The sequence below is a fragment of the Geothrix oryzae genome (genome assembly GCF_030295385.1).
In the GTDB taxonomy this organism is placed as follows: domain Bacteria; phylum Acidobacteriota; class Holophagae; order Holophagales; family Holophagaceae; genus Geothrix; species Geothrix oryzae.
In genome coordinates this window covers 2379173-2402709 of record NZ_AP027079.1, presented here as the reverse complement: position 1 = coordinate 2402709, position 23537 = coordinate 2379173, and the positions used below count along the sequence as shown (strand labels likewise).

At 66.6% G+C, this 23537-nt stretch carries 26 protein-coding genes; 21 read left to right on the top strand and 5 right to left on the bottom strand.

Going from position 1 to position 23537, the window contains the following annotated elements; all coding sequences use genetic code 11:
- Positions 1-107: 107 nt before the first annotated feature.
- The 18 genes from QUD34_RS11065 to QUD34_RS10980 all read left to right on the top strand — a co-directional run bounded on the left by QUD34_RS11065 (position 108) and on the right by QUD34_RS10980 (position 15791).
- Positions 108-461, top strand: a complete 354-nt coding sequence (locus QUD34_RS11065) for an NADH-quinone oxidoreductase subunit A (RefSeq protein WP_286353764.1) — start codon at positions 108-110, stop codon at positions 459-461.
- Complete coding sequence (locus QUD34_RS11060; protein ID WP_286353763.1) at positions 452-961, top strand: NADH-quinone oxidoreductase subunit B; 510 nt, start codon at positions 452-454, stop codon at positions 959-961. Before QUD34_RS11065 ends, QUD34_RS11060 begins: the two co-directional genes overlap by 10 nt.
- Complete coding sequence (locus tag QUD34_RS11055) at positions 961-1839, top strand: NADH-quinone oxidoreductase subunit C (protein ID WP_286353762.1); 879 nt, start codon at positions 961-963, stop codon at positions 1837-1839. The genes QUD34_RS11060 and QUD34_RS11055 overlap by 1 nt, the downstream gene beginning before the upstream one ends.
- Before the next feature lie 9 nt (positions 1840-1848).
- On the top strand, positions 1849-2949 hold the full coding sequence (locus QUD34_RS11050; RefSeq protein WP_286353761.1) for an NADH-quinone oxidoreductase subunit D: 1101 nt from the start codon (positions 1849-1851) through the stop codon (positions 2947-2949).
- Between the two features lie 19 nt (positions 2950-2968).
- On the top strand, positions 2969-4135 hold the full coding sequence (locus QUD34_RS11045) for a complex I subunit 1/NuoH family protein (protein ID WP_286353760.1): 1167 nt from the start codon (positions 2969-2971) through the stop codon (positions 4133-4135).
- A 10-nt stretch (positions 4136-4145) separates the two neighbouring features.
- Positions 4146-4649: a NuoI/complex I 23 kDa subunit family protein gene (locus QUD34_RS11040; protein ID WP_286353759.1), complete on the top strand. Its 504-nt coding sequence runs from the start codon at positions 4146-4148 to the stop codon at positions 4647-4649.
- Positions 4650-4681: 32 nt separating this feature from the next.
- A complete protein-coding gene (locus QUD34_RS11035) occupies positions 4682-5233 on the top strand; it encodes an NADH-quinone oxidoreductase subunit J family protein (RefSeq protein ID WP_286353758.1) in 552 nt (183 codons plus the stop codon).
- Positions 5233-5535: an NADH-quinone oxidoreductase subunit NuoK gene (gene nuoK / locus QUD34_RS11030; RefSeq protein WP_286353757.1), complete on the top strand. Its 303-nt coding sequence runs from the start codon at positions 5233-5235 to the stop codon at positions 5533-5535. Before QUD34_RS11035 ends, nuoK begins: the two co-directional genes overlap by 1 nt.
- Positions 5532-7898, top strand: a complete 2367-nt coding sequence (gene nuoL / locus QUD34_RS11025) for an NADH-quinone oxidoreductase subunit L (RefSeq protein ID WP_286353756.1) — start codon at positions 5532-5534, stop codon at positions 7896-7898. Before nuoK ends, nuoL begins: the two co-directional genes overlap by 4 nt.
- A gap of 21 nt (positions 7899-7919) precedes the next feature.
- Positions 7920-9605 carry a complex I subunit 4 family protein gene (locus QUD34_RS11020; protein ID WP_286353755.1) on the top strand — a complete coding sequence of 562 codons (1686 nt, stop codon included), beginning with the start codon at positions 7920-7922 and terminating at the stop codon, positions 9603-9605.
- A complete protein-coding gene (locus tag QUD34_RS11015; RefSeq protein ID WP_286353754.1) occupies positions 9605-11062 on the top strand; it encodes an NADH-quinone oxidoreductase subunit N in 1458 nt (485 codons plus the stop codon). The genes QUD34_RS11020 and QUD34_RS11015 overlap by 1 nt, the downstream gene beginning before the upstream one ends.
- Positions 11063-11125: 63 nt before the next feature.
- Positions 11126-11407: an AtpZ/AtpI family protein gene (locus QUD34_RS11010; RefSeq protein ID WP_286353753.1), complete on the top strand. Its 282-nt coding sequence runs from the start codon at positions 11126-11128 to the stop codon at positions 11405-11407.
- Complete coding sequence (locus tag QUD34_RS11005) at positions 11400-11798, top strand: hypothetical protein (protein ID WP_286353752.1); 399 nt, start codon at positions 11400-11402, stop codon at positions 11796-11798. The genes QUD34_RS11010 and QUD34_RS11005 overlap by 8 nt, the downstream gene beginning before the upstream one ends.
- Before the next feature lie 12 nt (positions 11799-11810).
- The gene (atpB, locus tag QUD34_RS11000) at positions 11811-12542 is read left to right on the top strand and encodes a F0F1 ATP synthase subunit A (RefSeq protein ID WP_286353751.1); all 732 of its coding nucleotides are present in this window, start codon (positions 11811-11813) and stop codon (positions 12540-12542) included.
- Between the two features lie 163 nt (positions 12543-12705).
- Positions 12706-13005: an ATP synthase F0 subunit c gene (locus tag QUD34_RS10995; protein ID WP_286353750.1), complete on the top strand. Its 300-nt coding sequence runs from the start codon at positions 12706-12708 to the stop codon at positions 13003-13005.
- A gap of 91 nt (positions 13006-13096) precedes the next feature.
- Entirely contained in the window at positions 13097-14266 is a 1170-nt protein-coding gene (locus QUD34_RS10990) for a TIGR04552 family protein (RefSeq protein WP_286353749.1), read from the top strand.
- A complete protein-coding gene (locus QUD34_RS10985; protein ID WP_286353748.1) occupies positions 14260-14598 on the top strand; it encodes an anti-sigma factor antagonist in 339 nt (112 codons plus the stop codon). The genes QUD34_RS10990 and QUD34_RS10985 overlap by 7 nt, the downstream gene beginning before the upstream one ends.
- 26 nt (positions 14599-14624) lie before the next feature.
- Positions 14625-15791, top strand: coding sequence for a PP2C family protein-serine/threonine phosphatase (locus QUD34_RS10980; RefSeq protein WP_286353747.1), 1167 nt, complete (start codon positions 14625-14627; stop codon positions 15789-15791).
- A gap of 3 nt (positions 15792-15794) precedes the next feature.
- Here QUD34_RS10980 and rfaD read toward each other — a convergent pair whose 3' ends face one another.
- From rfaD to QUD34_RS10955, 5 genes are all read right to left on the bottom strand, one after another.
- On the bottom strand, positions 15795-16730 hold the full coding sequence (gene rfaD, locus QUD34_RS10975) for an ADP-glyceromanno-heptose 6-epimerase (protein WP_286353746.1): 936 nt from the start codon (positions 16728-16730) through the stop codon (positions 15795-15797).
- A gap of 68 nt (positions 16731-16798) precedes the next feature.
- Positions 16799-17749: a DMT family transporter gene (locus QUD34_RS10970; protein WP_286353745.1), complete on the bottom strand. Its 951-nt coding sequence runs from the start codon at positions 17747-17749 to the stop codon at positions 16799-16801.
- A 65-nt stretch (positions 17750-17814) separates the two neighbouring features.
- Positions 17815-18777, bottom strand: coding sequence for a DUF1573 domain-containing protein (locus QUD34_RS10965; RefSeq protein ID WP_286353744.1), 963 nt, complete (start codon positions 18775-18777; stop codon positions 17815-17817).
- A gap of 27 nt (positions 18778-18804) precedes the next feature.
- Positions 18805-19770 carry a glycosyltransferase family 9 protein gene (locus tag QUD34_RS10960; protein WP_286353743.1) on the bottom strand — a complete coding sequence of 322 codons (966 nt, stop codon included), beginning with the start codon at positions 19768-19770 and terminating at the stop codon, positions 18805-18807.
- Positions 19761-20879 carry a glycosyltransferase family 4 protein gene (locus tag QUD34_RS10955; RefSeq protein ID WP_286353742.1) on the bottom strand — a complete coding sequence of 373 codons (1119 nt, stop codon included), beginning with the start codon at positions 20877-20879 and terminating at the stop codon, positions 19761-19763. The genes QUD34_RS10960 and QUD34_RS10955 overlap by 10 nt, the downstream gene beginning before the upstream one ends.
- Before the next feature lie 63 nt (positions 20880-20942).
- Between QUD34_RS10955 and QUD34_RS10950 the strand changes: the two genes are divergently transcribed.
- From QUD34_RS10950 to QUD34_RS10940, 3 genes are all read left to right on the top strand, one after another.
- On the top strand, positions 20943-22397 hold the full coding sequence (locus QUD34_RS10950) for a sigma-54-dependent transcriptional regulator (protein ID WP_286353741.1): 1455 nt from the start codon (positions 20943-20945) through the stop codon (positions 22395-22397).
- A gap of 88 nt (positions 22398-22485) precedes the next feature.
- Entirely contained in the window at positions 22486-22986 is a 501-nt protein-coding gene (locus QUD34_RS10945; protein WP_286353740.1) for a type II secretion system protein GspG, read from the top strand.
- Positions 22983-23516 carry a YceD family protein gene (locus QUD34_RS10940; RefSeq protein WP_286353739.1) on the top strand — a complete coding sequence of 178 codons (534 nt, stop codon included), beginning with the start codon at positions 22983-22985 and terminating at the stop codon, positions 23514-23516. Before QUD34_RS10945 ends, QUD34_RS10940 begins: the two co-directional genes overlap by 4 nt.
- Positions 23517-23537 lie beyond the last annotated feature (21 nt).

Sequence of the window (23537 nt, the reverse complement as noted above, 5' to 3'; positions counted from 1 at the left end):
GGAGGGGGGCGAAGTCGGGCATGGGTCACAATGGATGCAGCGGTCGGCTTCCAGCGTTGACCCGCCCGCGACTCGCGCGCCACAATTGCTTTCGTCTTGGAGGCTCCATGCGTGGGTACGCGTCCATCCTGCTGCTGATCCTGGTGGCAGTGGCCCTGCCGATCATCATCCTGAACCTGTCGCGGCTCCTGCGCCCCAGTTGGCCCAGCGCCGCGAAATACTCGACTTACGAGTGCGGCATCGCCACGACCAGCGAGGCGCGGGAGAAGTTCTCCGTCCGTTACTACCTGGTGGCAGTGATGTTCCTGGTGTTCGATGTGGAAACGGTGTTCCTGATGCCCTGGGCCATCCAGATGAAGGAGCTGGCCCTCTTCGGATTCATCGAGCTGGGGCTCTTCCTGTTCCTGCTGCTGTTCGGCTATGGCTACATCTGGTCCAAGGGAGCCCTGACATGGGAGTAAATCAACCCACCGCCCTGGAGCACATCCTGATCACCACCAAGGTGGAGAAGGTCATGAACTGGTCCCGCGCCACCAGCGTGTGGCCCGTGACCTTCGGCCTGGCCTGCTGCGCCATCGAGATGATGGCCGCGGGCGCCAGCCGCTTCGACTTCGACCGCTTCGGCGCCGGCATCTTCCGCGCCAGCCCGCGTCAGGCCGACCTGATGATCATCGCCGGCACGGTGACCTACAAGATGGCCCCCATCATCAAGACCCTCTACGACCAGATGCCCGAGCCCAAGTGGGTGATGGCCATGGGCTCCTGCGCCACCGCCGGCGGGCCCTTCGACTCGTATCACACCATCCAGGGCGTGGACAAGGTCATCCCGGTGGATGTCTACATCCCCGGCTGCCCCCCCCGCCCGGAGGCGTTCATCTACGGGTTCCTGAAGCTGCAGGACAAGATCATGACCAGCAGCCTGGCTGACCGGTACAAGGAGATCTTCGAGGAGGTCGGCTGATGTCGGAACCGAACGCCCCCCAGGTCCCGGAAGTCCCGGAGGCCCCCGCCGGTCCGTACATCTACGACTACAAGGCCGCGCCGAACCGCCAGATCGCCATGCCCAAGACGGTGCCCCTGCCGAGCCGCCAGACCTACCTGGCCGAGCAGAAGGCCGCGGCCGAGGCCGACGAGGCCAAGTGGCAGAAGACTCTGGCGGACTACGAGACCGCCAAGGCCAAGGCCGAGGCCGAGGGGAAGGATGCCCCCAAGGCGCCCGTCCGCCCCGTCCCCCGCAAGGACGACAACGATCTGAAGACGCCCTCCCCCGAGGATGCGAAGGACGCCGATCTGCTGAAGCTGCAGGCGCTCCTGGGCGACAAGGTGGAGGAGGTCTTCGAGCAGGCCGGTGAACTGGTCTGCCAGGTGAAGAAGGAGGCCATCCTCGAGGCGCTGGCGCTCTGCCGCGACGAGGCCGCCCTGAAGTACGAGATGCTCGCCGACCAGACGGGCACCCACTACCCCGCCGCCAAGGACTTCGCCTTCAGCGTGGTCTACCACCTGACGAGCATCAGCCGCCGCAAGCGCCTTCGCCTCCGGATCCTCGTCCCCGAGGGTTTCGTGCCCGAGAGCGCCTGTCCGCTCTACCCCAGCGCCAACTGGATGGAGCGGGAGATCTACGACATGCTCGGGATCCGGTTCGCCAACCACCCCGACATGACCCGCATCCTCTGCCCCGAGGACTGGGAAGGCTACGCCCTCCGCAAGGACTACCCGACCGTGGGCTGGGGCCAGCGGGACATCTCCTTCCGTGAGGATCGAGGCGGCATGCTCGAACGCATCGCCCTCCAGAAGGCCGGCCAGCTGGGCATCAACCTGAAGCAACCCAAGGCGGACTAGGAGCGGACGGTGTTCAAGAACGAGGAAATGGAGATCAACCTGGGCCCGCAGCACCCGTCCACGCACGGTGTGCTCCGGGTGAAGCTGCGGCTGGATGGCGAGACCATCACGCACTGCCAGCCCATCATCGGCTACCTGCATCGCGGCGTCGAAAAGATCTGCGAGAACCAGTCCTTCTTCCAGGGCCAGGTCTGGACCGACCGCATGGACTACTGCTCGGCCGTGGCCAACAACCTGGGCTGGGCCGAGGCCAACGAGAAGCTGTTCGGCATCACCGTGCCACGGCGCGCCCAGTACATCCGCACGCTGCTGAACGAGTTCAACCGCATCGCCTCGCACCTCATCTGGCTGGGCACCCACGCAATGGACATCGGGGCGCTGACGGTCTTCCTCTATGCCTTCCGCGAGCGCGAGGATGTCCTCGACATCAATGAAGCCTTCTGCGGCTCCCGCCTCACCACCACGGCCTTCCGCATCGGCGGCCTCCGTGAGGACCTGCCCCCGGGCTTCGACAAGATGGTGAACAAGTTCCTGGCCAAGTTCTCCAGCTGCCTCGAGGAATACGAGAACCTGCTCACCGAGAACCGCATCTGGAAGAAGCGCACCATCGGCGTGGCCAAGCTCAACGCCGAGGACGCCATCGCCCTGGGCGTCACCGGCCCCATGCTGCGGGCGGCCGGCGTGGCCTACGACATCCGCAAGGCCTTCCCCTACGCGGCCTACGCCGAGATGGACTTCGAGGTGCCCACCCGCACCGAGGCCGACACCTACGCCCGGTACCTGGTCCGCATGGCGGAGATGCGCCAGAGCGCACGCATCATCCAGCAGTGCATGGACGGCATGCCCGAGGGGCCGGTCATGGCGAAGCTCCCCAAGATCCTGAGGTCCGAGGTCAACGAGGTCTATCACGCCACCGAATCGCCGAAGGGCGAGATCGGGTACTACCTCGTGGGCGAGAAGGGCTCGCTGAATCCCTACCGGTTCCATGTGCGGGCCCCCGGGTTCATCAACCTCCAATCCCTGCCCAAGATGGCCCAGGGCGGACTGATCGCCGATGTTGTCGCGGCCATCGGCTCCCTGGACATCGTGCTCGGCGAGATCGACCGCTAGCCGACGAGGATCCCAAGACATGCCGACTCCGACCCTCACCCAGTCCATCGTGATCACGCTCATCCAGTGCCTGCTGGTGGTGATCTTCGTCTTCGTCGTCGTCCCCCTCACGGTGTTCGCCGAGCGCAAGGTGCTCGGCCACATCCAGCAGCGCCTGGGCTCCACCCGCGTGGCCAGCGGTCATGTCGGCTTCTCCGGGTGGATGAACCGCTCGATGTGGAAGATGGGCCGGGTGCCCGTCCTCTCCTACTGGCGCGGCATCCCCGGCCTCGTGGGCGATGTCCTGAAGCTGATCCTCAAGGAAGATGTCATCCCGGCGAAGGCCGACCGGTTCGTCTTCTTCATCGCCCCCTCCATCAGCATGGTGGCGGCGATCGTGGTGTTTGCCGCGATCTCCTTCGTGCCCGGCACCTTCTTCACGCTCCCCGCCTGGTTCCCCTTCGTGGGCGGCCTCCCGGTCTCCGGGGGCATCGCCGACATCAATGTGGGCCTGCTCTGGATTCTCGGCGTGGCAACGGTGGGGGTGTACGGCATCGTCCTCGCCGGCTGGTCCTCGAACTCCAAGTATCCCCTCCTCGGCGGCCTTCGCAGCGCGGCCCAGATGGTGAGCTATGAGGTCCCCCTGGCGCTCAGCCTCCTCGCGCCGGTGGTCCTCTCCGCCAGCCTGAACTTCGGCGAAATGTCCGCGCGCATGGCGACGGGCATGCCGGTCTGGGCGCTGGTTCCCCAGGTCATCGGATTCCTGCTCTACCTCACCTGCGGCTTCGCGGAGACCAACCGTCTCCCCTTCGACATGCCCGAGGCCGAGAACGAGCTGGTGGCCGGGTTCCACACCGAGTATTCCGGCATGAAGTTCGGCCTCTTCTACCTGGCCGAGTACATCAACATGGCCGTCGTGTCGGCACTGGCCTCCGCCTTCTTCCTGGGTGGCCCCTGGCTCCTGCCCTTCGGCCTCCAAGGCCTGGTGAACCCCTACCTGCCCGGCTTCCTCTCCTGGTTCGGGGCGCCCCACGCCATCTTCTTCGTGGCCAAGATCATCTTCCTCCTCTTCACCTACATCTGGGTGCGCGGCACCATCCCCCGCTACCGGTACGACCAGATCATGGCTGTGGGTTGGAAGTACCTGATCCCCCTGGCGCTGATCAACCTGCTGCTGGCGGCTGCCGTCCGCTGCTTCGCCGTCTAAGGGGCCGCCGATGAACAAGTTCCTGAGGACCCTCATCCCCGCCGACATCGCCAAGGGCCTGTCCATCACGGGCAAGCACTTCAGCCAGGTGTTCTTCACCGCCAACCGACGCAAGGTCCCGCTCCACATCGTGTCCGAGTATCCCGAGGTTCCCGCCAAGGTCCAGCCGCGCTTCCGTGGGCGCCTGACCCTTCTGAAGGATGAGCAGGGCGAGATCAAGTGCGTCTGCTGTCTCGCCTGCGAGAAGATCTGCCCCACCCAGGTGATCACCATCGAGAAGGGGAAGAAGGAGGGGCGCAAGATGCCCTTCCCGGTCCGCTACGACTTCGAGATGGAGCGCTGCATCTTCTGCGAGTTCTGCGTGGAGAGCTGCGGCTTCGATTCCATCATCCTCAACCACCAGTTCGAGCTGGCCGCCTACAACCGCGAGGATTTCTCCCTCGGCACGGAAGGGCTGGGGCAGAACATGTTCGAGCCCTCGCACGCAGGCAAGTTCAGCGTGGCTGACGACTGATTCCACCCATCTCGCATTTCCGAGGACGCCCCATGGAACATTTCATCGAAACGATCGGCCGGAACATGTTCGCCATCTTTGGCGTCATGGCCCTGTGTGGCGCCGCGTTCATGGTCGCCTCCAGGAGCGCCGTGCACAGCGTGCTCGGCTTCCTTTTCGCGATGCTGTGCATCGCCGGGTGCTTCCTCTCGCTGGAAGCCGAGTTCCTGGGGATGGCCCAGATCCTGGTCTATGCCGGCGGCATCGTGGTGCTCTTCCTCTTCGTGGTCATGCTGGTGGAGATGAGCAAGAAGAAGGAGAACGCGGTCTTCCAGCTCCAGTCGCGCTACGCCGTGGGAACTGTCCTCATCGGTGCGGCGCTCTTCGTGGGTGTGTTCCGGCGGGTGATCTTCGGCACGGCCTCCACGGAAGCCCTGGTGCTTCGTCCCGAGCTGGCCAAGGGGCTGGATGTGGCCCATCAGAACGCCCAGGCCGTGAGCCGCGGCCTGTTCGCGGACTACCTGCTGCCCTTTGAGATCCTCAGCGTGATCCTCCTGGTGGCCCTGGTCGGCGCGGTCGTGCTGGCAAAGACGGAGCGGGTGTGATGGTCAGCCTGAACGCGGTCCTCCTCATCTCCTTCCTGCTGTTCTCCATCGGCATCGCCGGCGTGCTCATCCGCCGCAATGCGCTGGTGATCCTCATGTGCGTCGAACTCATGCTCAACGCCGCCAACCTGAACTTCATCGCCTTCGCGCGCCACAGCGGCTCCGTCTCCGGGCAGGCCTTCGCCCTCCTCGTGATGGGCTTCGCCGCCGCGGAAGTGGCGGTGGGCCTCGCGCTGGTGGTGGCCCTCTACCGCAAGCGCGACACCGTCCAGGTGGACGACATCAACCTGCTGAAGGGATGACGACGACCATGACTGCCGACATGACCCTGACGCACGGCGCGAATGCCCTTGCCACCGCCGCCTCTCAGCCGGGCACCCTGCTCTGGCTGATCCCCTTCCTGCCCCTCTTCGGGTTCATCATCAACGGCCTCAGCGGCCGGAAGCTGAAGAACACCGCCGTTGTGGACGCCTTCGCCCTGGGCAGCGTGGGATTGGCCTTCCTCCTCACCCTCTGGCATTTCGTTCAGCTCGTCGGCCTTCCTGCGGATGGCCGGTCCATCCACCAGAGCCTCTGGACCTGGTTCGACATCGGCGGTGCGCGGGTCCTGGGCGGCCTCAGCACCTACAAGATCGAATGGGCCTACAAGTTCGATGTGCTCAGCGGCTGCATGGCCCTGCTGGTGACGGGCGCGGGGTTCCTCATCCATCTGTTCAGCACCGGCTACATGGCCGAAGAACGGAACGACGGCCGCTACTACCGCTTCATGGCCTACCTGAACCTCTTCGTGTTCAGCATGCTGAACCTGGTGCTGGGCGCCAACATCCTGATGATGTTCCTGGGCTGGGAAGGGGTGGGTCTCTGCTCCTACCTCCTCATCGGGTTCTACTTCGAGAAGGAGTTCGCGGCCGTCGCCGGCAAGAAGGCCTTCGTCACGAACCGCATCGGCGACTTCGGCTTCATGATCGGGTTCTTCCTGATCTTCCAGGTCTTCGGAACCCTCGACTACGACACCCTGATGGGGTCCGTCCGCAACATCGCGAACATGCCGGCCATCACGCTCTACGGCCACACCGCGAGTCCCACCTGGTGGTTCAACCTCATCGGATGCTGCCTCTTCGTGGGCGCGATGGGCAAGTCGGCGCAGATCCCCCTCTATGTGTGGTTGCCGGACGCCATGGCGGGTCCGACTCCCGTGTCGGCGCTGATCCACGCCGCCACCATGGTGACCAGCGGCCTCTACATGATCACGCGGCTGAACTTCATCTATGTGAACGCCCCGGTGGCCCTGGCCGTGGTGCTGGCCTTCGGTTCGCTCACGGCCTTCGTCGCCGCCACGATGGGTCTCGCGCAGTACGACATCAAGAAGGTGCTGGCCTACTCCACCGTGTCCCAGCTGGGCTTCATGTTCATGGGCATGGGCGCCGGCGCCTTCAGCGCGGGCATGTTCCATGTGTTCACCCACGCCTTCTTCAAGGCCAGCCTCTTCCTCGGTTCCGGCGCGGTGATCGCCGCCTGCCACCACGAACAGGACATGCGGAACATGGGCGGCCTGAAAAAGCTGATGCCCATCACCGCCATGAGCATGATCCTGGCGACCTTCGCCATCGCGGGCATCTTCCCCTTCTCGGGCTTCTTCTCGAAGGACGAGATCCTGTGGAAGGTGTTCGAGGGCTGGTACCAGCATGGCCACTACACGGGCCCGACCCTGAACCTGGTGGCCTGGATCCTGGGCATGCTGGGCGCCTTCTGCACCGCCTTCTACATGACCCGCCTCATTGCGATGACCTTCTACGGCGAGTACCGCGGAGCGGGGAACGATCCCTACGGCCTGACCGTGCAGTCGGAGGTCCACCACGGCCACGATGACCATGGACACGGCGCCCACGGCCATGGCCACGATGCGCACGACCATCAGGCGAACGGCCTCCACGAACTCGACCAGGCGCACGCCCACCACGATGACGATCCGGAAGACCACGACATCGTGCCGGGCCACCACCCCCACGAAGTCTCCTGGCGCATGTGGCTGCCGGTGGCTATCCTGGCGGGCCTGGCGGTGGTCGGCGGCTTCCTGAACTACCCGGAGAGCCTGCACCGCATCCTGCCCATCGTGCCGGCCGAACTGTTCAGCAAGTGGATCGAGCCGCTGCTCTACCAGGTGGCGCCCGTCCACCACGGCGAGCACATCCCCCCCGCGATGGAATACGGCCTCATGGCCTGGGCCACGCTGGCGTGGGCTCCCGGCGCCATGCTGCTGGCCTGGTGGATCTACAAGGTGGATCCCAGTTGGAGCCGCGCCAAGGCCTTCGTGGCGCGCTTCCCGAACCTGTACCGCTGGGTGAACGCCAAGTACTATGTGGACGAGTTCTACGAGGCCGCCCTCATCGAGCCCATCAAGCGCTTCTCGGCCCAGCTCTGGAGCTTCGACACCTGGGTGGTGGACGGCATGGTGAACGGCGCCGCCCGCGTCACCCTCATCTGGGCGGACCTGTCGCACTGGTTCGATCAGAAGCTGGTGGACGGCGCGGTCAACCTCGTGGCCTACATCATCCAGGAGACCAGCACGGTCTTCCGGGGGCTGCAGAGCGGCCGCGTGCAGCACTACGCCTTCGTGATGTTCCTCGGCTTCCTCGTCTTCGCCTTCTGGAAATTCCTCGCCTAGCCCTCATTGGTTGGAGTCCCCATGTTCACCGCAAACACGACACTGATGCTGGTGGCGACCTTCCTGCCCCTCCTGGGGGCACTGGTCCTGCTTCTCGTGCCCAAGGACCAGCGCCGGATCTTCGAAATCGGCTCCCTGCTGGTGATGATCGTCAGCTTCCTGCTGAGCGTCATCTTCTGGTTCGGCTATGACCGGGCCAGCGACGCGGTCCAATGGGCGGGGGCCTGGAACTGGATCCCCTCCCTGGGGGTGAAGTTCAGCGTGGGCATGGACGGCATCAGCCTCCTGCTCTGGCTGCTGACCACCTTCATCGGCCCCATCGCCATCGCCTGCTCCTTCAAGTCCATCGAGACCCGGCACAAGGAGTACTACATTTGGATGCTGGTCCTCCAGACGGCCATGCTCGGCGTGTTCATCACCCAGGACATGTTCCTCTTCTACCTGTTCTGGGAAGTCATGCTGGTCCCGATGTACTTCCTCATCGCCATCTGGGGCGGCCCCCAGAAGCTCTACGCGGCCATCAAGCTCTTCCTCTACACCCTGGCGGGCGGCGTGCTGATGCTGGTGGCGATCCTCGCCATCTACTTCCTGCAGTACAAGACCACGGGTTCCTACGACTTCTCCCTCGCCAGCTTCCAGGCGATGGCACCCGTGATCGCCCAGCAGTCCAAGACCTACCAGATCCTGATGGCCCTCGCCTTCTTCGTGGGCTTCGCCATCAAGGTGCCCATGTTCCCCTTCCACACCTGGTTGCCTGACGCCCATGTGCAGGCGCCCACGGCCGGTTCCGTGATCCTGGCCGCCATCCTCCTGAAGATGGGCACCTACGGCTTCGTCCGCTTCCTGCTGCCCATCCTACCCAACGCCACCAAGGACCTCATGCCCTGGATGGTCGGGCTGTCCCTCATCGGCATCATCTACGGCGCGCTGGTGGCCATGATCCAGAAGGACATGAAGAAGCTGGTGGCCTACTCCTCCGTGAGCCACCTGGGCCTGTGCATGCTGGGCCTCTTCGCCCTGAACCCCTACGGCATCAAGGGCGGCCTGTTCCAGATGATCAACCACGGCATCAGCACCAGCGGGCTCTTCCTCGCGGTGGGCATCGTCTACGAGCGCCGCCACACCCGCATGATCGCGGATTTCGGCGGCCTCTCGAAGAGCATGCCGGTCTACGCCACGATCTTCATGATCATGACCATGAGCAGCCTGGGCCTGCCCCTGCTGAACGGGTTCATCGGCGAGGGCGTGATCCTCATGGGTTCCTTCCAGGCCTTCCCCTGGGCGGCCGTGGTGGCCGTGCTGGGCATCATCCTCGGCGCCGCCTACCTGCTGTGGATGTACCAGCGCGTGATGTTCGGACCCATCACCGCCGTCAACGAGAAGATGGAGGACCTGAGCCTCCGCGAGGTGCTCTACTTCGCCCCCCTGGTCGTGGTCGCCTTCTGGATCGGCATGTATCCCAAGCCGGTCATGGATGTGATGGACGCGCCGGTCCGCAAGCTCGTCGAACAGGTCACCCCGGGCTTCCACGCCGCCCAGGCCCTGGCCGCCCAGCAGGCTGCCGCCGCCAAGATCGGGATGAAGGGCATGGTCGCCCCGGCCCTGCATGAGGCGGCTCCTGCCGCCGGCCATGAAGCCGCCCCGGCTGGCCACGAGGCCCCCGCCGCTCCCGCCCCCGAAACCCATGGCCACGGCGGAGGCCACTGATGACCGGCTTCGCGCAGGGGCTTCTGGGTGCGCTCCTCCGGGATACGCACCTGATCACGCCCCAACTGTTCCTGATGGTCATGGCCACGCTGATGCTCTGGCCCGGTGATCTGTTCTTCAACCGGAGCGAAAAGCACAAGTGGGCCCCGATCACCCTGGTGATCCTGGCCGCCACCGCCGTGCTGGTGGGCCGCACCGTGGACGGCGAGGGCTTCTCCCGCATGTTCCGCATGGACGGCCTCGCCCGGGGCTTCCAGATGCTCTGCATCCTCGGGACCGCCGCCACGGTGGCCCTGAGCACCCGGCTCCTCAACAGCCTCAAGCAGCAGACGGTGGAGTACTACGCCCTGCTCCTGTTCTCCCTGGCGGGCATGCTCTTCCTGTGCGGCGCCTCGGATCTGATCTCGGTGTACTTCAGCATCGAGCTCATGGCCATCTGCATCTACATCCTGGTGGCCTACCTGCGGGACCGCGCCACCAGCGTGGAAGCCGGCATGAAGTACTTCCTGCTGGGCGCCTTCTCCAGCGGCATCCTCGTTTACGGCATCAGCCTCCTCTACGGCGCCGCAGGCGGCACCACCACCAACCTGGCGGACCTCAACCAGGCCCTGGCCCTCACGCCGACCACCAGCACCCTGCTGGTCTACAGCGGGGTGCTGATGGTGCTGGTGGGCATGGCCTTCAAGGTGGCCGCCGTGCCCTTCCACATGTGGTCGCCGGACGCCTACGAAGGCGCGCCGACGCCCATCACCGCCTTCATGGCCACCGCTCCCAAGGCCGCGGCCCTGGCGGCCTTCCTGCGCGTCTTCGGCGCGGGCTTCCACGGCGTGACCAGCGAGTGGGTGCTGCCCCTGTGCTACATCGCCGGGGCCAGCATGATCCTCGGCAATGTGACCGCGGTGAGGCAGGAGAGCATGAAGCGGCTGCTGGCCTACTCCAGCATCGCCCATGTGGGCTACATGCTGCTGGGCGTGCTGTCGGGCGACCCGAGGGCAGGGGCCCAGGCCGTGTGGCTCTACATGCTCATCTACCTTGTGATGAACACCGGCGCCTTCGCGGTGGTGATCTACCTCCAGGGCAAGGGCGAAGGCGAGCGCATCGAGGATTTCCGGGGCTTGGGGAAGAAGCACCCCGTGCTGGCCTTCGCCATGATGATCTTCCTGCTCAGCCTCGCCGGCATCCCGCCCCTGGTGGGCTTCTTCGGGAAGTTCTACCTCTTCAAGCTGGCCATCGAGCAGGGCTTCGTCACCCTCACCGTCATCGCGCTGCTCACCAGCGTCGTGGGTGCCTACTACTACCTGGGCGTGGTGGCGCAGATGTACTTCAAGGAGCCCGTCGAGGGCGAGGTGGCCCCCATGGGAGCCGCCCCGACCTTCATCGTGGCCCTGGCCTGCCTGCTGGTGCTGGTGGGGACGGCCTTCGGGCCCTGGCTGCTGGACTGGGCCGTCCGGATCTGAGGCGACGGCGTACACTGAAAGGCGCGGGATTCCTCCCGCGCCTTTTTTCTTGGGGAGCGGCCCGTGATCTTCAAGCGCGGCGACGGGGTCGACCCGGGTGAGCGGGCCCTGTGGGGCGACCTCATGTCACTCGGGCTGACCTTCCCCCTCTGCATCGCCCTGGGGTTCTTCCTGGGCCGCTGGATCGGCGGCTGGTTCGGACGCCCGGCCACAGGCCAGTGGGTGGGCCTCGTCTGGGGCATCACGGCCGCCTTCTGGGAGCTCTACAAAGTGAACCGGCGCATGACCCGGCGGGACGAGGCGGAGCTGAAGCGCCTCAAGGAAGGGAAGGGGCCCGATGCGTGAGGCCGGCCAGGAGGGCGAGGACCACCTCCGCCGGGTTACGGGGGCCATGATCGTCCTGGGCCTGGCCGGGGTCGTCCTCTGGGGGTGCCTGCGTTCCTGGACCGCCGGACTGGTCTTCGGCGTGGGGGCCCTGGCCAGCCTCGCCTTCTGGACCCTCCACCGCTACCTGACGGCCCGCATGCTGACGCCCTCCGTGCGCCGGAGGTGGCTCTACGGCTTCCTCTCCTTCGGCAAACTGGCGTTGATCGCCCTGGTGCTGCGTGGGATGATGGGGAGATACCCGGCGGAAGCCCTGCCGCTGGCCCTGGGAGTGCTTCTCTTCGTGGCCGGCATCCTCCTGGAAGCGCTGCGCCTGGCCTTCCAGAAACCCGAAGCCACCCCGCCCGATTGAGGTTTGACCGAGATGGAACACCACGCATCGTTGCTCGCCCAGTGGCTCACCCAGGTCCTGCATCTGACCCAGCACCCCTGGCCCGGCTTCGCCCACGGGGCGGCCCTCTCGGTCCTGGAGCGCTACGACCACCTGCTGAATGCGGCCCTGGCGGCCCTCCTGGCCATGGCGATCACGACCCTGGTCCGGAAGAACCTGGCCCGCATCCCCGGTCCCCTGCAGCAGGTCTTCGAGGGCGTGGTCGGCGGCCTGAAGGACATGATCAACGACAACATCGCCCACCACGGGGAGCGCTACCTGCCCTTCATCGGGACCATGGCCCTCTTCGTCTTCTTCAACAACCTCTTCGGCCTGCTCCCGGCCCTGAGCCCCGGCACCAGCAACTGGAATGTCACCTTGGGCGCGGCCCTGGTGGTGTTCGGCTACTACAACTTCCACGGCATGAAGGAGCAGGGCTTCGTGAAGTACTGGGCCCACTTCGCCGGCCCCATCTGGTGGCTGGCGCCCCTCATGTTCCCGCTGGAGATCCTGGGCCTGCTCAGCCGAATCCTCAGCCACTCCCTGCGTCTCTTCGGCAACATCGCCGGCGAGCATGTGGTGGCGGGCATCTTCTTCGGCCTGATGCCGATCCTGCTGCCGATCCCCATGATGTTCCTGGGCCTCTTCTTCGGCCTGATCCAGACCTTCGTCTTCACGATGCTGGCGACGATCTATCTCAGCGGCGCCGTTTCCCACGAGCATTGATATCGTCCGGGGGGCGCCCGCTTTGCGGGCGAGGCCTCCCCGGGACCCCCCGGCGCATCGGTCTGGCTGAGCCGGGCCTCCTTGCCCACCCTTTCTGATGACCCCTTTCTTTCACCGTCCCCAGGGATTCCGAACCCCTTGGACACCTTTCAGGAGCACCACCATGAAGAAGTTCCTCACCACCGCCTTCCTGTTCACCCTGGCCGCCGTCGCCTTCGCGCAGGGCGCCCCCGTCGCCGCCCAGAAGAGCCTCTTTGAAGGCCAGTTCGTGGCCCACCTGTCCCTCGCCATCGCGGCCGCCGGCTGCGGTCTGGCCCAGGGCAAGGCCGTGGTCGCCGCCTGCGAAGGCGTGGCCCGCAATCCCCAGGCTGCCGGCAACATCCGCACCACCATGATCATCGGTCTGGCCCTCATCGAGGCCCTCGTGATCTATGTGCTCGTCGCCGCCTTCGCCATCAAGTAGGACAAAACCGGTTTTCGACGGGGCGCCCGATCTCCTGGGCGCCCCAATTTTTTATGATTCATGATGCGAGCCGATACACATGCTGGACGCCATGCGACAACATGCCCTCTTTCCCATGCCCCCGGAGGTCACCCAGGTGATCCTGGGCGGAGGTTCGCCCATCGACCTGGACGGGCTGCGGATCCAGTCCCATGACGAGGCCTGGACCTTCGCCCTCAACTACGGCTACGACATGAGCGTGCCCGCCCACCGGGCGAGGGTGCTCCGGATCTACGAGGACGCCATCGACTTCCTGGAGGGGGTGGTGCTCGAAGGGACGAACCTGCATGTTCCCAACGAGCTCCGGGCCCTGGGGGATCCCCTCGACCTCCTGGTCTGGGCCTCGGAACGGCCGCGCACCCTCAGCGGCCGCTGGGCCTGCGCCGTCCTGCGGGTGATGCATACGCTCTTCCATGTTGACCACAATGTGAACCTGCGCTTCCTCCCGGAGATCCAGAGCCAGGTTTTCGGCCGCTACGACCAGTACCTCGTGTGCGAGGAGGGGCGCTGGCTGCTGCGGGGGGCCTACGAGGTGCCGCTGGTGGCCGTGGAGCGCAAGGAGAACAAGGACCGCGTGTCCATGCTCCTGAAGATGCTCCACAAGCCCGAGAATGTGGCGGAGACCATCTACGACCAGATCGGCATCCGTCTGGTGGCCGAGGACCAGCTGGGCGTGCTCATGGTCATCCGCTTCCTGCTGGACCACCATGTGCTGATGCCCACCCACATCAAGCCCAGCCGGAGCCGGAACCTGATGATCGACCTGAAGGCCCTGGCGGCCTGGACGGAGGCGATGCCGCCCCTGTTCCAGATCTACGACCTGAGCCCGGAGGAGCGGCGGTCCCTCAGCCACACCCTGGCCCTCAAATCGGGGGGGCTGGAGCAGAACCCCTTTTCCAGCAAGGATTACTCTGCGATCCAGTTCACCGCGCGCACCCTGATCCGCCTGCCGGGGCCGGCCGCCGCGGCCCTGGAAACCGTCCAGAACCGCCTCCGGGGGCTCGGCCAGGCGGAGCTGGCGGACCTGGCGGGGATTCCTGAGTTGATCCAGGAACAGGAGGAGTTTACTTTCTTCTTCGCACACGAAGTCCAAGTGATGGAACAATCGGGGTTTCAAAGCTCACGATCAGGTCCGGCATCCCATTCGGAATACAAACAGCGCCAGCGGGACGCCGCCCGGCGGCGAGTGCTTCAGGGAATCCTTCAGGAGGAACCATGCTGAACATCCAGACCCGCCAAGAAGGCACCGCCTCGGTGGTGTCCATCCAGGGCAAGGTCAATTTCGAAGTGACCGCCCAGCTGCGGGATGTGATCCGCGAGACGGTGGCCACGGCGCAGCCGAAGCTCCTGGTGATCAACCTGGAGGGCGTCAGCTTCATCGATTCCTCGGGACTCGGCCTGCTCGTCGCCGCGCGGAACAGCGTCGACAAGTCCGGCGGGAAGCTGCACCTCTGCTGCCTTCCCGCACCCGTGAAGAAGACCTTCGACCAGACGAACCTCACGAACTACTTCTCGATCTTCGCCACGGAGCAGGACGCCCTTCGCGGCGCCTGACGCCGATCGCCACCTGAGGAATCCGTATGGCCAAGGGCGTGGTCCTCGTGGTGGATGATGAAGCGCCCATCAGGGATATCCTCAGCTTCTACCTCAAACGCGCGGGCTATCAGGTCCTGACGGCAGGCCACGGCCTGGAGGCGCTGGACGAGATGGGCCGGCTGCGACCGGACCTCATCATCTCGGACCTCCGCATGCCGGAGATGTCGGGCGACGAGCTGTGCAAGCGCGTCAAGAGCGATCCCGCCACCCGGGACATCTACTTCATCATCCTCTCCGCGCTGGACGGCACGGCCTCGCGCATCGGCGGCCTCTCCCTCGGCGCGGACGACATGATCCCCAAGCCGTTCCACGCCCAGGAGGTGCTGGCCAAGGTGGACTCTACCTTCCGCCTCATCGCGATGCAGAAGGAGATCAAGCGCCAGAACAAGGAGCTGATGGCCTTCCAGGAGCGCGTGCACGAGGAGATGGAACTGGCCGCGGCCCTCCAGATGGGCCTGCTGCCCAAGCTTCCTGGCGAGGCGCTCGGGACCCGGTACACCCACCGCTACCTGCCCGCCGCGGGCATTGGCGGAGACATCTATGCCGTGCTGCCCCTGGCGGACGGCAGCACCGCCATGATGATCGCGGATGTGAGCGGCCACGGCGTGACCGCGGCCCTGATCTCCGCCATGGTGAAGACCTCCTTCGAGAACCAGGTGCGGCTTGGAGGCGAGCCCCTGACCTGGGCCCACGGGATGAACGAGGACCTCTGCCGCTCCACCCTGGCGGAGCAGTTCGCCACGGCCTGGCTGGGCCGGCTGGATCCCGCCGAGGACCGCATCCGCTATGTGGTGGCCGGGCACTGTGCGCCGCTGCGCATCGTGCGCGGGGCCCGGGGCGGGCTGCAGCGATCCGAAGTCCTCCGGGGCAAGGGATTCATGCTGGGCCTGGATCCCCAGCTGCCCTTCGTGGAGCATCAGGCGGAGTTCCTGGCCGAGGACCGGCTGGTGCTCTACACGGATGGCCTGGTGGAAGTGGAGCGCGAGGACCGGGCCATGCTCGAGGAGGCAGGCCTCCGGCGCATCTGCGCGGAACTGCCCGCGGGGGCCGAGGAGGCCGCCGATGTGGTCGTGAACCAGGCCCGGGCCTTCAACCACCCCGCGCCCTTCGTGGACGATGTCACCCTGGTGATCCTGGACCGCAAGGCCTGAGGATCAAATCTCCGCCAGGGTCGCCGCGATGCCCGCTTCCAGCTCGGTGAAGGGGGCCGCGAAGCCGGCTCCGCGCAGGCTCCGCACATCCGCCTGGGTGAAGCTCTGGTACTTGCCGCGCAGCTCCTCGGGGAAGGGGATGTAGTCGATCCGGCCCTGCCCGAGGTGGGCGATGAGGGTGCGGGCGATGTCGTTGAAGCTGCGGGCGCGTCCCGTGCCGGCGTTCACGATGCCCTTCACCATGCCTGCGCCGCCGAAGTGGAGATTGATGGCCACGATGTCGCCCACGAAGATGAAGTCACGCTGCTGCTCGCCATCGCCGAAGCCGTCGGTGCCCTTGAAGAGCCTGCAGGCGCCCGATTCCTTCAGCTGGCGCAGCAGCTGGTGCAGCACGGACATCATGCGGCCCTTGTGGTGCTCCCGGGGGCCGAAGACATTGAAGTAGCGCAGGCCCACCACGGGACTCTGGATGGCCGGCAGGAGGCTCCGCACATGCTGGTCGAAGGCCAGCTTGGAGTAGCCATAGACATTCAAGGGGCCTTCGTTCTTCGGCACGGGCTCGAAGTCCGTGCTGGCGCCGTAGGTGGCCGCGCTGCTGGCGTAGACCAGGGGCGCCTTGCGGGCCAGGCACCAGTGGAGCAGCGCCTTCGAATCGCCGAAGTTGTTCTCCATCATGTAGCGGCCGTCGGATTCCATCGTGTCGGAGCAGGCGCCGTTGTGGAACACGGCCTCGGGCCGCAGGTCCAGCGTGCCCGCGTCCAGCCTCGCCCGGAACTCGCGCTTGTCCATGTAGTCCGAAAGCGTGAGGTCCGCCAAGTTCCGGGCCTTCTCCGCCCGGGCGAGGTTGTCCACCACGAGGATGTCCGTGTGCCCGCGGCGGTTCAGCTCCCGCACCAGGTTGCTGCCCACGAACCCCGCGCCGCCCGTGACGATGAACATGCCCGACTCCTCTTCGACCTTCAGGATACCGGCTAAGCCGGCTCCCCAAAAAACGGGGGGGAGGATCCCTACCCGATGGCCTCTTCCGGCTCCGGCCGCTGGAGCCGCCGGAGCAGCCTGGGTCCCAGCTCCGCCACGAGGGTGGCGGCGATGATGAGCAGGCCGCCGGAGAGCTGGGCCGGGCTCAGGTGCTCCTTGATGCCCGGGACGAAGCCGCTGATGGCGATGCCCGCCGTCCACACGGGTTCCGAGCTGAAGATGATGGCGCACTCGGTGGCGCCCAGCTGGGCCTGCATGGTGCTTTGCACATAGAAGGCCAGGGTGGTCGCCAGCGCCGCCATGAAGCCGAGCGAGACCCAGGTGCCGCCCCTGGCGAGCGCCGCGCCGGCACCCTGGAAGCCGTGGGGAGAAGGCAGGGCCAAGGTGACGAGCAGGGAGATGAGACCCGTGACGGCCACCTGCATGAAGGCCAGGACCCAGCCCGAGGAGCGCCGCGAGAAGTGGGCGGTCATCACGATATGGAATCCGCAGAGCACCGCCGCCAGCAGGGTCTCGGAATCGCCACGGTTCCAGCCGCCCCAGGCCGCGCCCGGCTCCCGCACCAGCAGGGCCAGGCCCGTCAGGGCCACCAGGGCGCCCAGGCCATGGGAGAGCCGCAGGCGGTCCCCCGCCAGCAGGGCCACCATGGGCGTGAAGATCACATAGAGCCCGGTGATGAACCCGGATTTCGAGGCGCTCGTGAAGCGCAGGCCGTCGGTCTGGAGCCAGAAGAGGCTGGCGAGGACCAGGCCCAGCCAGAGGCCATCCAGGGCGGCCTGCCGCCGGATGGGCACCCGGAACAGGAGCATCAGCAGGCCGAGCCCCGCCGTGCCCAGGGCGAAGCGGATGGACAGGATGGCCCCGACGGACAACCCTGCCTGCAGGCAGTACTTGGTGGCCGGGAATCCGCCGCCCCACACGGCTGCGATGGCGGCCAGGGAGAGCACGGCCAGCAGGTGGGAGGGGCGGGAATTGGGCATCTCTCCAGGCTATCGCCCTCCCGGCGGGCCGGAATCGAACAACACGAAATCTTGACGGACTGTCGCTATTTGAGGATCACGGCCAGGCGGATCGTCAACTCCGGCTGATCGGGATCGTCGGTGTTCAGGGACAGAACCTCGCTGTAGCGCCCGGCCTTCAGCGTGGCCGGCAGCACCACGGACACCTCCTGGGCCGCGGCCTTCGCCCCCAGGCCCTCCACACGGACGCCGTTCAGGGAGCAGCGGGTCGCGGTGATGCGGAAGGCGCGCCCATCCGCCTGCTTGAGGGAGAGCTTCTGGCGCAGCTCCTTGCCGGGGGCATCCTGGAACACCAGCTCCATGGGCGAGGTCTGGATCGAGGGCTTGAGCTCCCACTGGATGTTCAGGGGCAGCTGGTTCATCCGCGGATTGGAGAACCGCACCGTGGCCTGCTCGACGCCGCGGAACCTGCCCGCCGGGACTTTCCGGCCATCGAAGGCCACTTCCAGCACCACATCCTTGCCCTCCTGCCGGTAGCCGAAGGAGAGAAAGGGAGCGCCGGGAGCCTTCGCGTCCAGGAGTTGCACGGCCTCGCCGTTGCCGCTGGCGTAGCGGACGGATCCGCGGGTGGTGGCGGACTTGGGGACCAGGTGGAAGTACACCGACTCCACCGAGGGCATGATCTCCTGCACGACCTCGGCCTCCAGGGTCAGGCTGACCGTGGGGGTCTTGGGATCGTTGCAGACGACTTCGATGGACTTCCGCACCCCGCCCTTCAGGCCCTTGGGGTCGAAGGTGGCTTCCAGATCCGTGCCCTCGCCGGGGCCGATGGACCACTTGCCCAGCACCGTGGCCGTGCAGCCGCAGCTGGGCCGGACCTGGGTGATGCTGAGGATGGCGTTGCCGGTGTTGGTGACGCGGTACTTCGCGGCGGCCTTGCGATCCGGGGTGATGCGGCCGAAATCGTGGTGGGTCTTGTCGAAGCTGATGACGGGCGCCTGGGCCACGAGGGTGACGGCGGCGCAGGCGAGGAGAAGGCGACGGACCATGCGGGACCTCGGAGGTGAATGCTGATTCTATCCGGTTATCAGGCCCTGGAGTTCCGCCCAGACCTGGTCCGGCCCGATGCCCGCCAGACAAGGGTGGCCCGGCGTGAAGCAGGCCGGCTTGAAGCAGGGCGCGCAGGGGACGCCCTCCTTCCGGAGGCCCCGGCTCTTCGGTCCCCAGGGGGTGGAGCCGCCGGGGTCCGTGGCGCCGTAGAGGGCCAGCACGGGCGCCCCGCAGGCGGCGGCCAGGTGGCTCAGGCCCGAGTCGTTGCCCAGCACGGCCGTCGCTCCGCGCATCCAGGCCGCGGCCTCTTTCAGGGTGGTCTTTCCACAGAGGTCGAGGCCTTCGCGTCCCGCCACTGCCGCGCAGGTGGCCGCCTCGTCCGGCGAGCCCAGCACGGCCACGGCATAGCCTTCGGAGCGGGCCTTCAGGAGGAGGGTCCGGTAGTGGTCCACGGGCCAGGCCTTGGAGGGCCAGGTCGAGCCGGGCATGAGGCAGAGGTAGCGCTCCGCAGGCTTGTCGATGGCCACGGCCGGATCGAAGTCGGCATAGGGCATGGGGGGCAGGTCCGGCCAGCGCCGCTTCAGCACGGCGTGGTAGCGGAGCAGGAAGGGGCCCTCCGCGTCCCAGAAGGGGCCGCTGTGGGTGTTGAAGAGGCCCGCCAGGCTCTCGTCCACGCCGATGCGCTCGGGCACCCGGGCCAGCCAGGCGGCCAGGGCCGGCCGCAGGGACTTCGGGAAGTGGATGCTGCGGGCCGCGCGGTGGTTCCGGAGGATGCGCGCCATCTCGAAGGGACCGGGCTTGCCTTCGTCGGGCAGGGCCGCGTCGCAGAACCAGGTGTCCGCCACCAGGCCCACGGTGGTCTTCGGGCCCCAGACGACGATGGGGCCGAGATCCAGCTCCCGCAGCAGGCGCAGCACAGGCAGCTGCATGGCGGCATCGCCCACGAACCGCGGGAAGCGTACCCAGGTGGCGCGGTCGGGAATCACAGCCATGCCGCCACCGCCTCGCGGAACCGGGATGCGGCATCGTAATCGCGGGTCAGGGTCGTGCCGAAGGCGTGGGCCCTGGTCCGCTGGGCCTCCCAGATCGCGGAATCCGCCAGCAGGGGGGCGATCCGGGCCGCAGTCCGGCGCAGCAGGGCGCCATCGATGGGCTTCCGGTCGTCGGGCTTGGGGATGAGGAAGCCGCCCTCGCCATCCTTCAGCACGGTGCCGATGCCTCCCACGGTGGGGGCCAGCACGGGCACGCCCCGCTCCAGGGCCTCGATGAGGGCCAGGGGGAAGAAGCCCTCGTTGCGGCTGGTCATGACATAGAGGTCGAGGGCGGCGAAGGCGGGTGAAAGATCCCCCAGGGGGCCCGTGCGGGTGCAGTGGCCGGTTAGATTTTCGTCCTCGAGGGCGTCCTGGATCTCCTGGGCGTAGCTCCCGTCCTCCCGGCCCGCCAGGAGCAGGTGCAGCGGATGGCCCAGGAGCCCCCTCAGGTGGCTTGCGAACCGGATCACATCGGTGGTCGCCTTCCGGGCGTCCATCTGCCCCGCATATCCCACGACCGCCGCGTTTTCCGGGACGCGCAGCGCGCGCCGGGCCGCGCGTCGCGCCTCGGGGTCCACCGGCTGGGCCTCGGCCCTGGGGTAGAGGGGATGGATGATGCTGCATGGCGCGGGGCCGAGGTGCTCCCGCACGGCGGCGGTGAAGTCGTAGGTGCAGAGCCAGCGGTCCACGAAACCGCGAATGCCCCGGTACTTCCGCAAGTGGCGCTCATAGTGTTCGTGCAGGGTGACCACGGTGGGCAGGCGGAGGCCGGTCCGGGCCAGCCAGGGCAGAGCCCGCTGCACGCCCTTGTGGTTGCAGAGCACCAGCAGATCCGGACGGATCCGCCGCAGCCACCGGAAGGCGCCCAGGGGGCCGGGCAGGTGGAGCACTTCCACCACCTTCGGATTCCGCGCCCGCAACTCCGGCTCGATGTCGCGCTTCCCGGGTTCCTTGCGGAAGATCACCGAAACCTGGACCGGCAGGTCCGCCAGCGCGGCCACCTGCTCCAGAAGCACCCGCTCCCCGCCTCCGAAGGACAGCTTCCGGTGGGCAAAGACGATGTGCTTCACGGGACTCCAGAAAAGGGTTCAAGATAGGATAACTGACCTAACGCGTCACTTCTTCAGGGTGCCATGTCCCTCGCCTCGACCCAACGGATCCTGCTGGTGGAGGACGAGCCCGGCCTCCGGGAAGTGCTGACCCTGGCCCTGGAGGGGGCCGGGTTCGCCTGTGAGGCGGTCACCGGCATCGAGGAGGGGCGTCGGGCCCTTCAGGAGGCCTCCTTCGACGGCGTCCTGTCGGATCTGAAGCTCAAGGACGGCTCCGGCATCGAACTGCTCACCTGGATGAAGGAGCAGGGGGTGGAGACGCCGGTGGTGATCATGACCGCCTACGCCACCACGGAAACCACGGTCCAGGCCCTGAACCAGGGAGCGGTGGACTTCATCACCAAGCCCTTCAAGCACGAGGACCTCATCGGCACGCTGAAGGGCCTGCTGGCCGCCGCGGAGCCGGAAACCCAGCTGCCCCCGGACCTGGGTGAGCTGGTGGGCGTGGGGCCGGTGATGCGGAAGATCAACGCCCTGATCGGGAAAGTCTCCCGCGCCGACACCACGGTGCTGCTGACGGGCGAGAGCGGCACAGGCAAGGAGGTGGTGGCCCGGCTCATCCACCGCTACTCCGACCGGGCCAAGGGGCCCTTCGTGGCCGTGAACTGCGGGGCCCTGCCCGAAGCCCTGCTGGAGAGCGAGCTGTTCGGTTTCGAGAAGGGGGCCTTCACGGGCGCCAGCGCCATGAAACGCGGCCTCTTCGAGGAGGCGGGCGGCGGCATCCTGTTCCTCGACGAGATCGGCGAAATGCCCCTGGCCCTCCAGGTGAAGCTGCTGCGGGTGCTCCAGGAGCGCCGGTTCCGGCGCCTCGGCGCCACGGAGGAGCGGGCCGTGGATGTGCGGGTCATCGCCGCCACCAACCGCGACCTGCGGGCCCGCGCGGAATCCGGGGCCTTCCGGGAGGATCTGTTCTACCGCCTGAACATCCTCCAGATCGAGATGCCCCCGCTGCGGGACCGGCCCGAGGACCTGCCCGTGCTGGCGGAGCACTTCATCCGGCGCTTCTGCCAGAAGCTGGGCAAGCCGCCCATGCAGCTCCACGCCGAGACCATGGCCGAGCTGCTCACCTATCGCTTTCCGGGCAATGTGCGAGAGCTGGAGAACCTCATGGAGCGCTGCGTGGCGCTCAATCCCGGGGGACCCATCACCCGGGATCTCCTGCCCGAGGGGCTGGGCTCCCTGGCCGCCAGCGAATCCTCCGATCGCCCCTCGCCCTTCAGCATTCCGCCGGAGGGTTTCGACCTCGAGCCCTGGCTCACCGCGCTGAAGGGCTATCTCCTCCGGCGGGCCCTGGAAGAGGTGGGCGGGGTGAAGACCAAGGCCGGAAAGCGCCTCGGCATGAGCTTCCGGGCCTACCGCTACTGGCTGGCCGAACTGGGGGGCGTGGAAGCCCTTCCCAAGGCCTTCCCCTGGCCCGCCGACTTCCCTGCGTCCGCGGTGGATGAGGGCGGGGGAACCGAGGGTTCCAAGGACGCATGATGCTGATGGATCCTTGCTTTTTCGGCCATTCCTGGCACACTGGAACGCTCGGATGCGACGCAGACGAGCCCTTTCTCCGGATCTTCCCATGAACCCGACCTCCGCTTGCCGCGCGACCCGTCCCACCCACCGGGGCTTTTCGCTGCTGGAACTGCTGGTGGCCCTGATGATCATCGCCGTCATCAGCACGCTGGGGTTCAAGCAGTATCAGAAATACAGCGCCCAGGCCCGCCATGTGAAAGCCCAGGACGATCTCAAGACCGTGGCCGAGGGCCTCGACCAGTACCACCTGAAGCATGCCCGCTATCCCGATTTCGGCAGCTTCGAGGCCATGGTGGAGCCCAACTCGCCGCTGGTGAAGGAAAGCCTCATCAAGCTCGGCATGAGCCCCCTCGACCCCTTCAAGCAGCCCTACGAAGGGAAGTCCACGCGGAACAACTACGAGCTGAAATCCGCGGGCGATCCCGACCGGCAGGATGAATTCGGGCCCATCACCCGGACTCCCGGCCAGGGCCAGGTGATCGGCGCCGGGCCCACGACCGATGGCGCGCCCAAGGGCGAGCCTGCGGACGCCGGAGCCAAGAAGTGATCGACCTCTACCACCTGCCCCCCGAGGGTCTCCGCCTGAGCGGCACCACGGCCCACCTGGAGCTGGAGGGGGATGTCTCCCTGCGCGAGCTGGCCTGGTCCGTCTTCGCCCTGGCCTCCGACGGCGATGTCTTCCTCGAAGTGAAGGGCCAGGCCGTGTGGCAGGGGTTCTGCAGCCGCTGTCTGGCGCCCCTCGACCGGCCCCTCATGGTCGAAAGCCAGTTCCTGGGGAGCAAGGACGCCGATCTGGTGGGCCGTGGCTCCCATGCACTGGGCTCCCAGGACTTGGATGTGGTCTTCCTGCCCGAGGACAACCTGGACGAGGCGGAGCTGGTGCGGGAGCAGTTCGAGCTCCAGGCCCCCATGCACCCCCTCTGTACCGACGACTGCAAGGGGCTTTGTCCCAGCTGCGGCAAGAATTGGAACAAGGGCCCCTGCCAATGCCAGCCCGACGCCGTGCAGGCCCCGTCCGCCCTGAACCAGGCGCTGGCCAAGGCCCTCGCGGGAATCAAGCTGGACCCGCAGTCCTGAACCCTTTAACCTGGAACATTG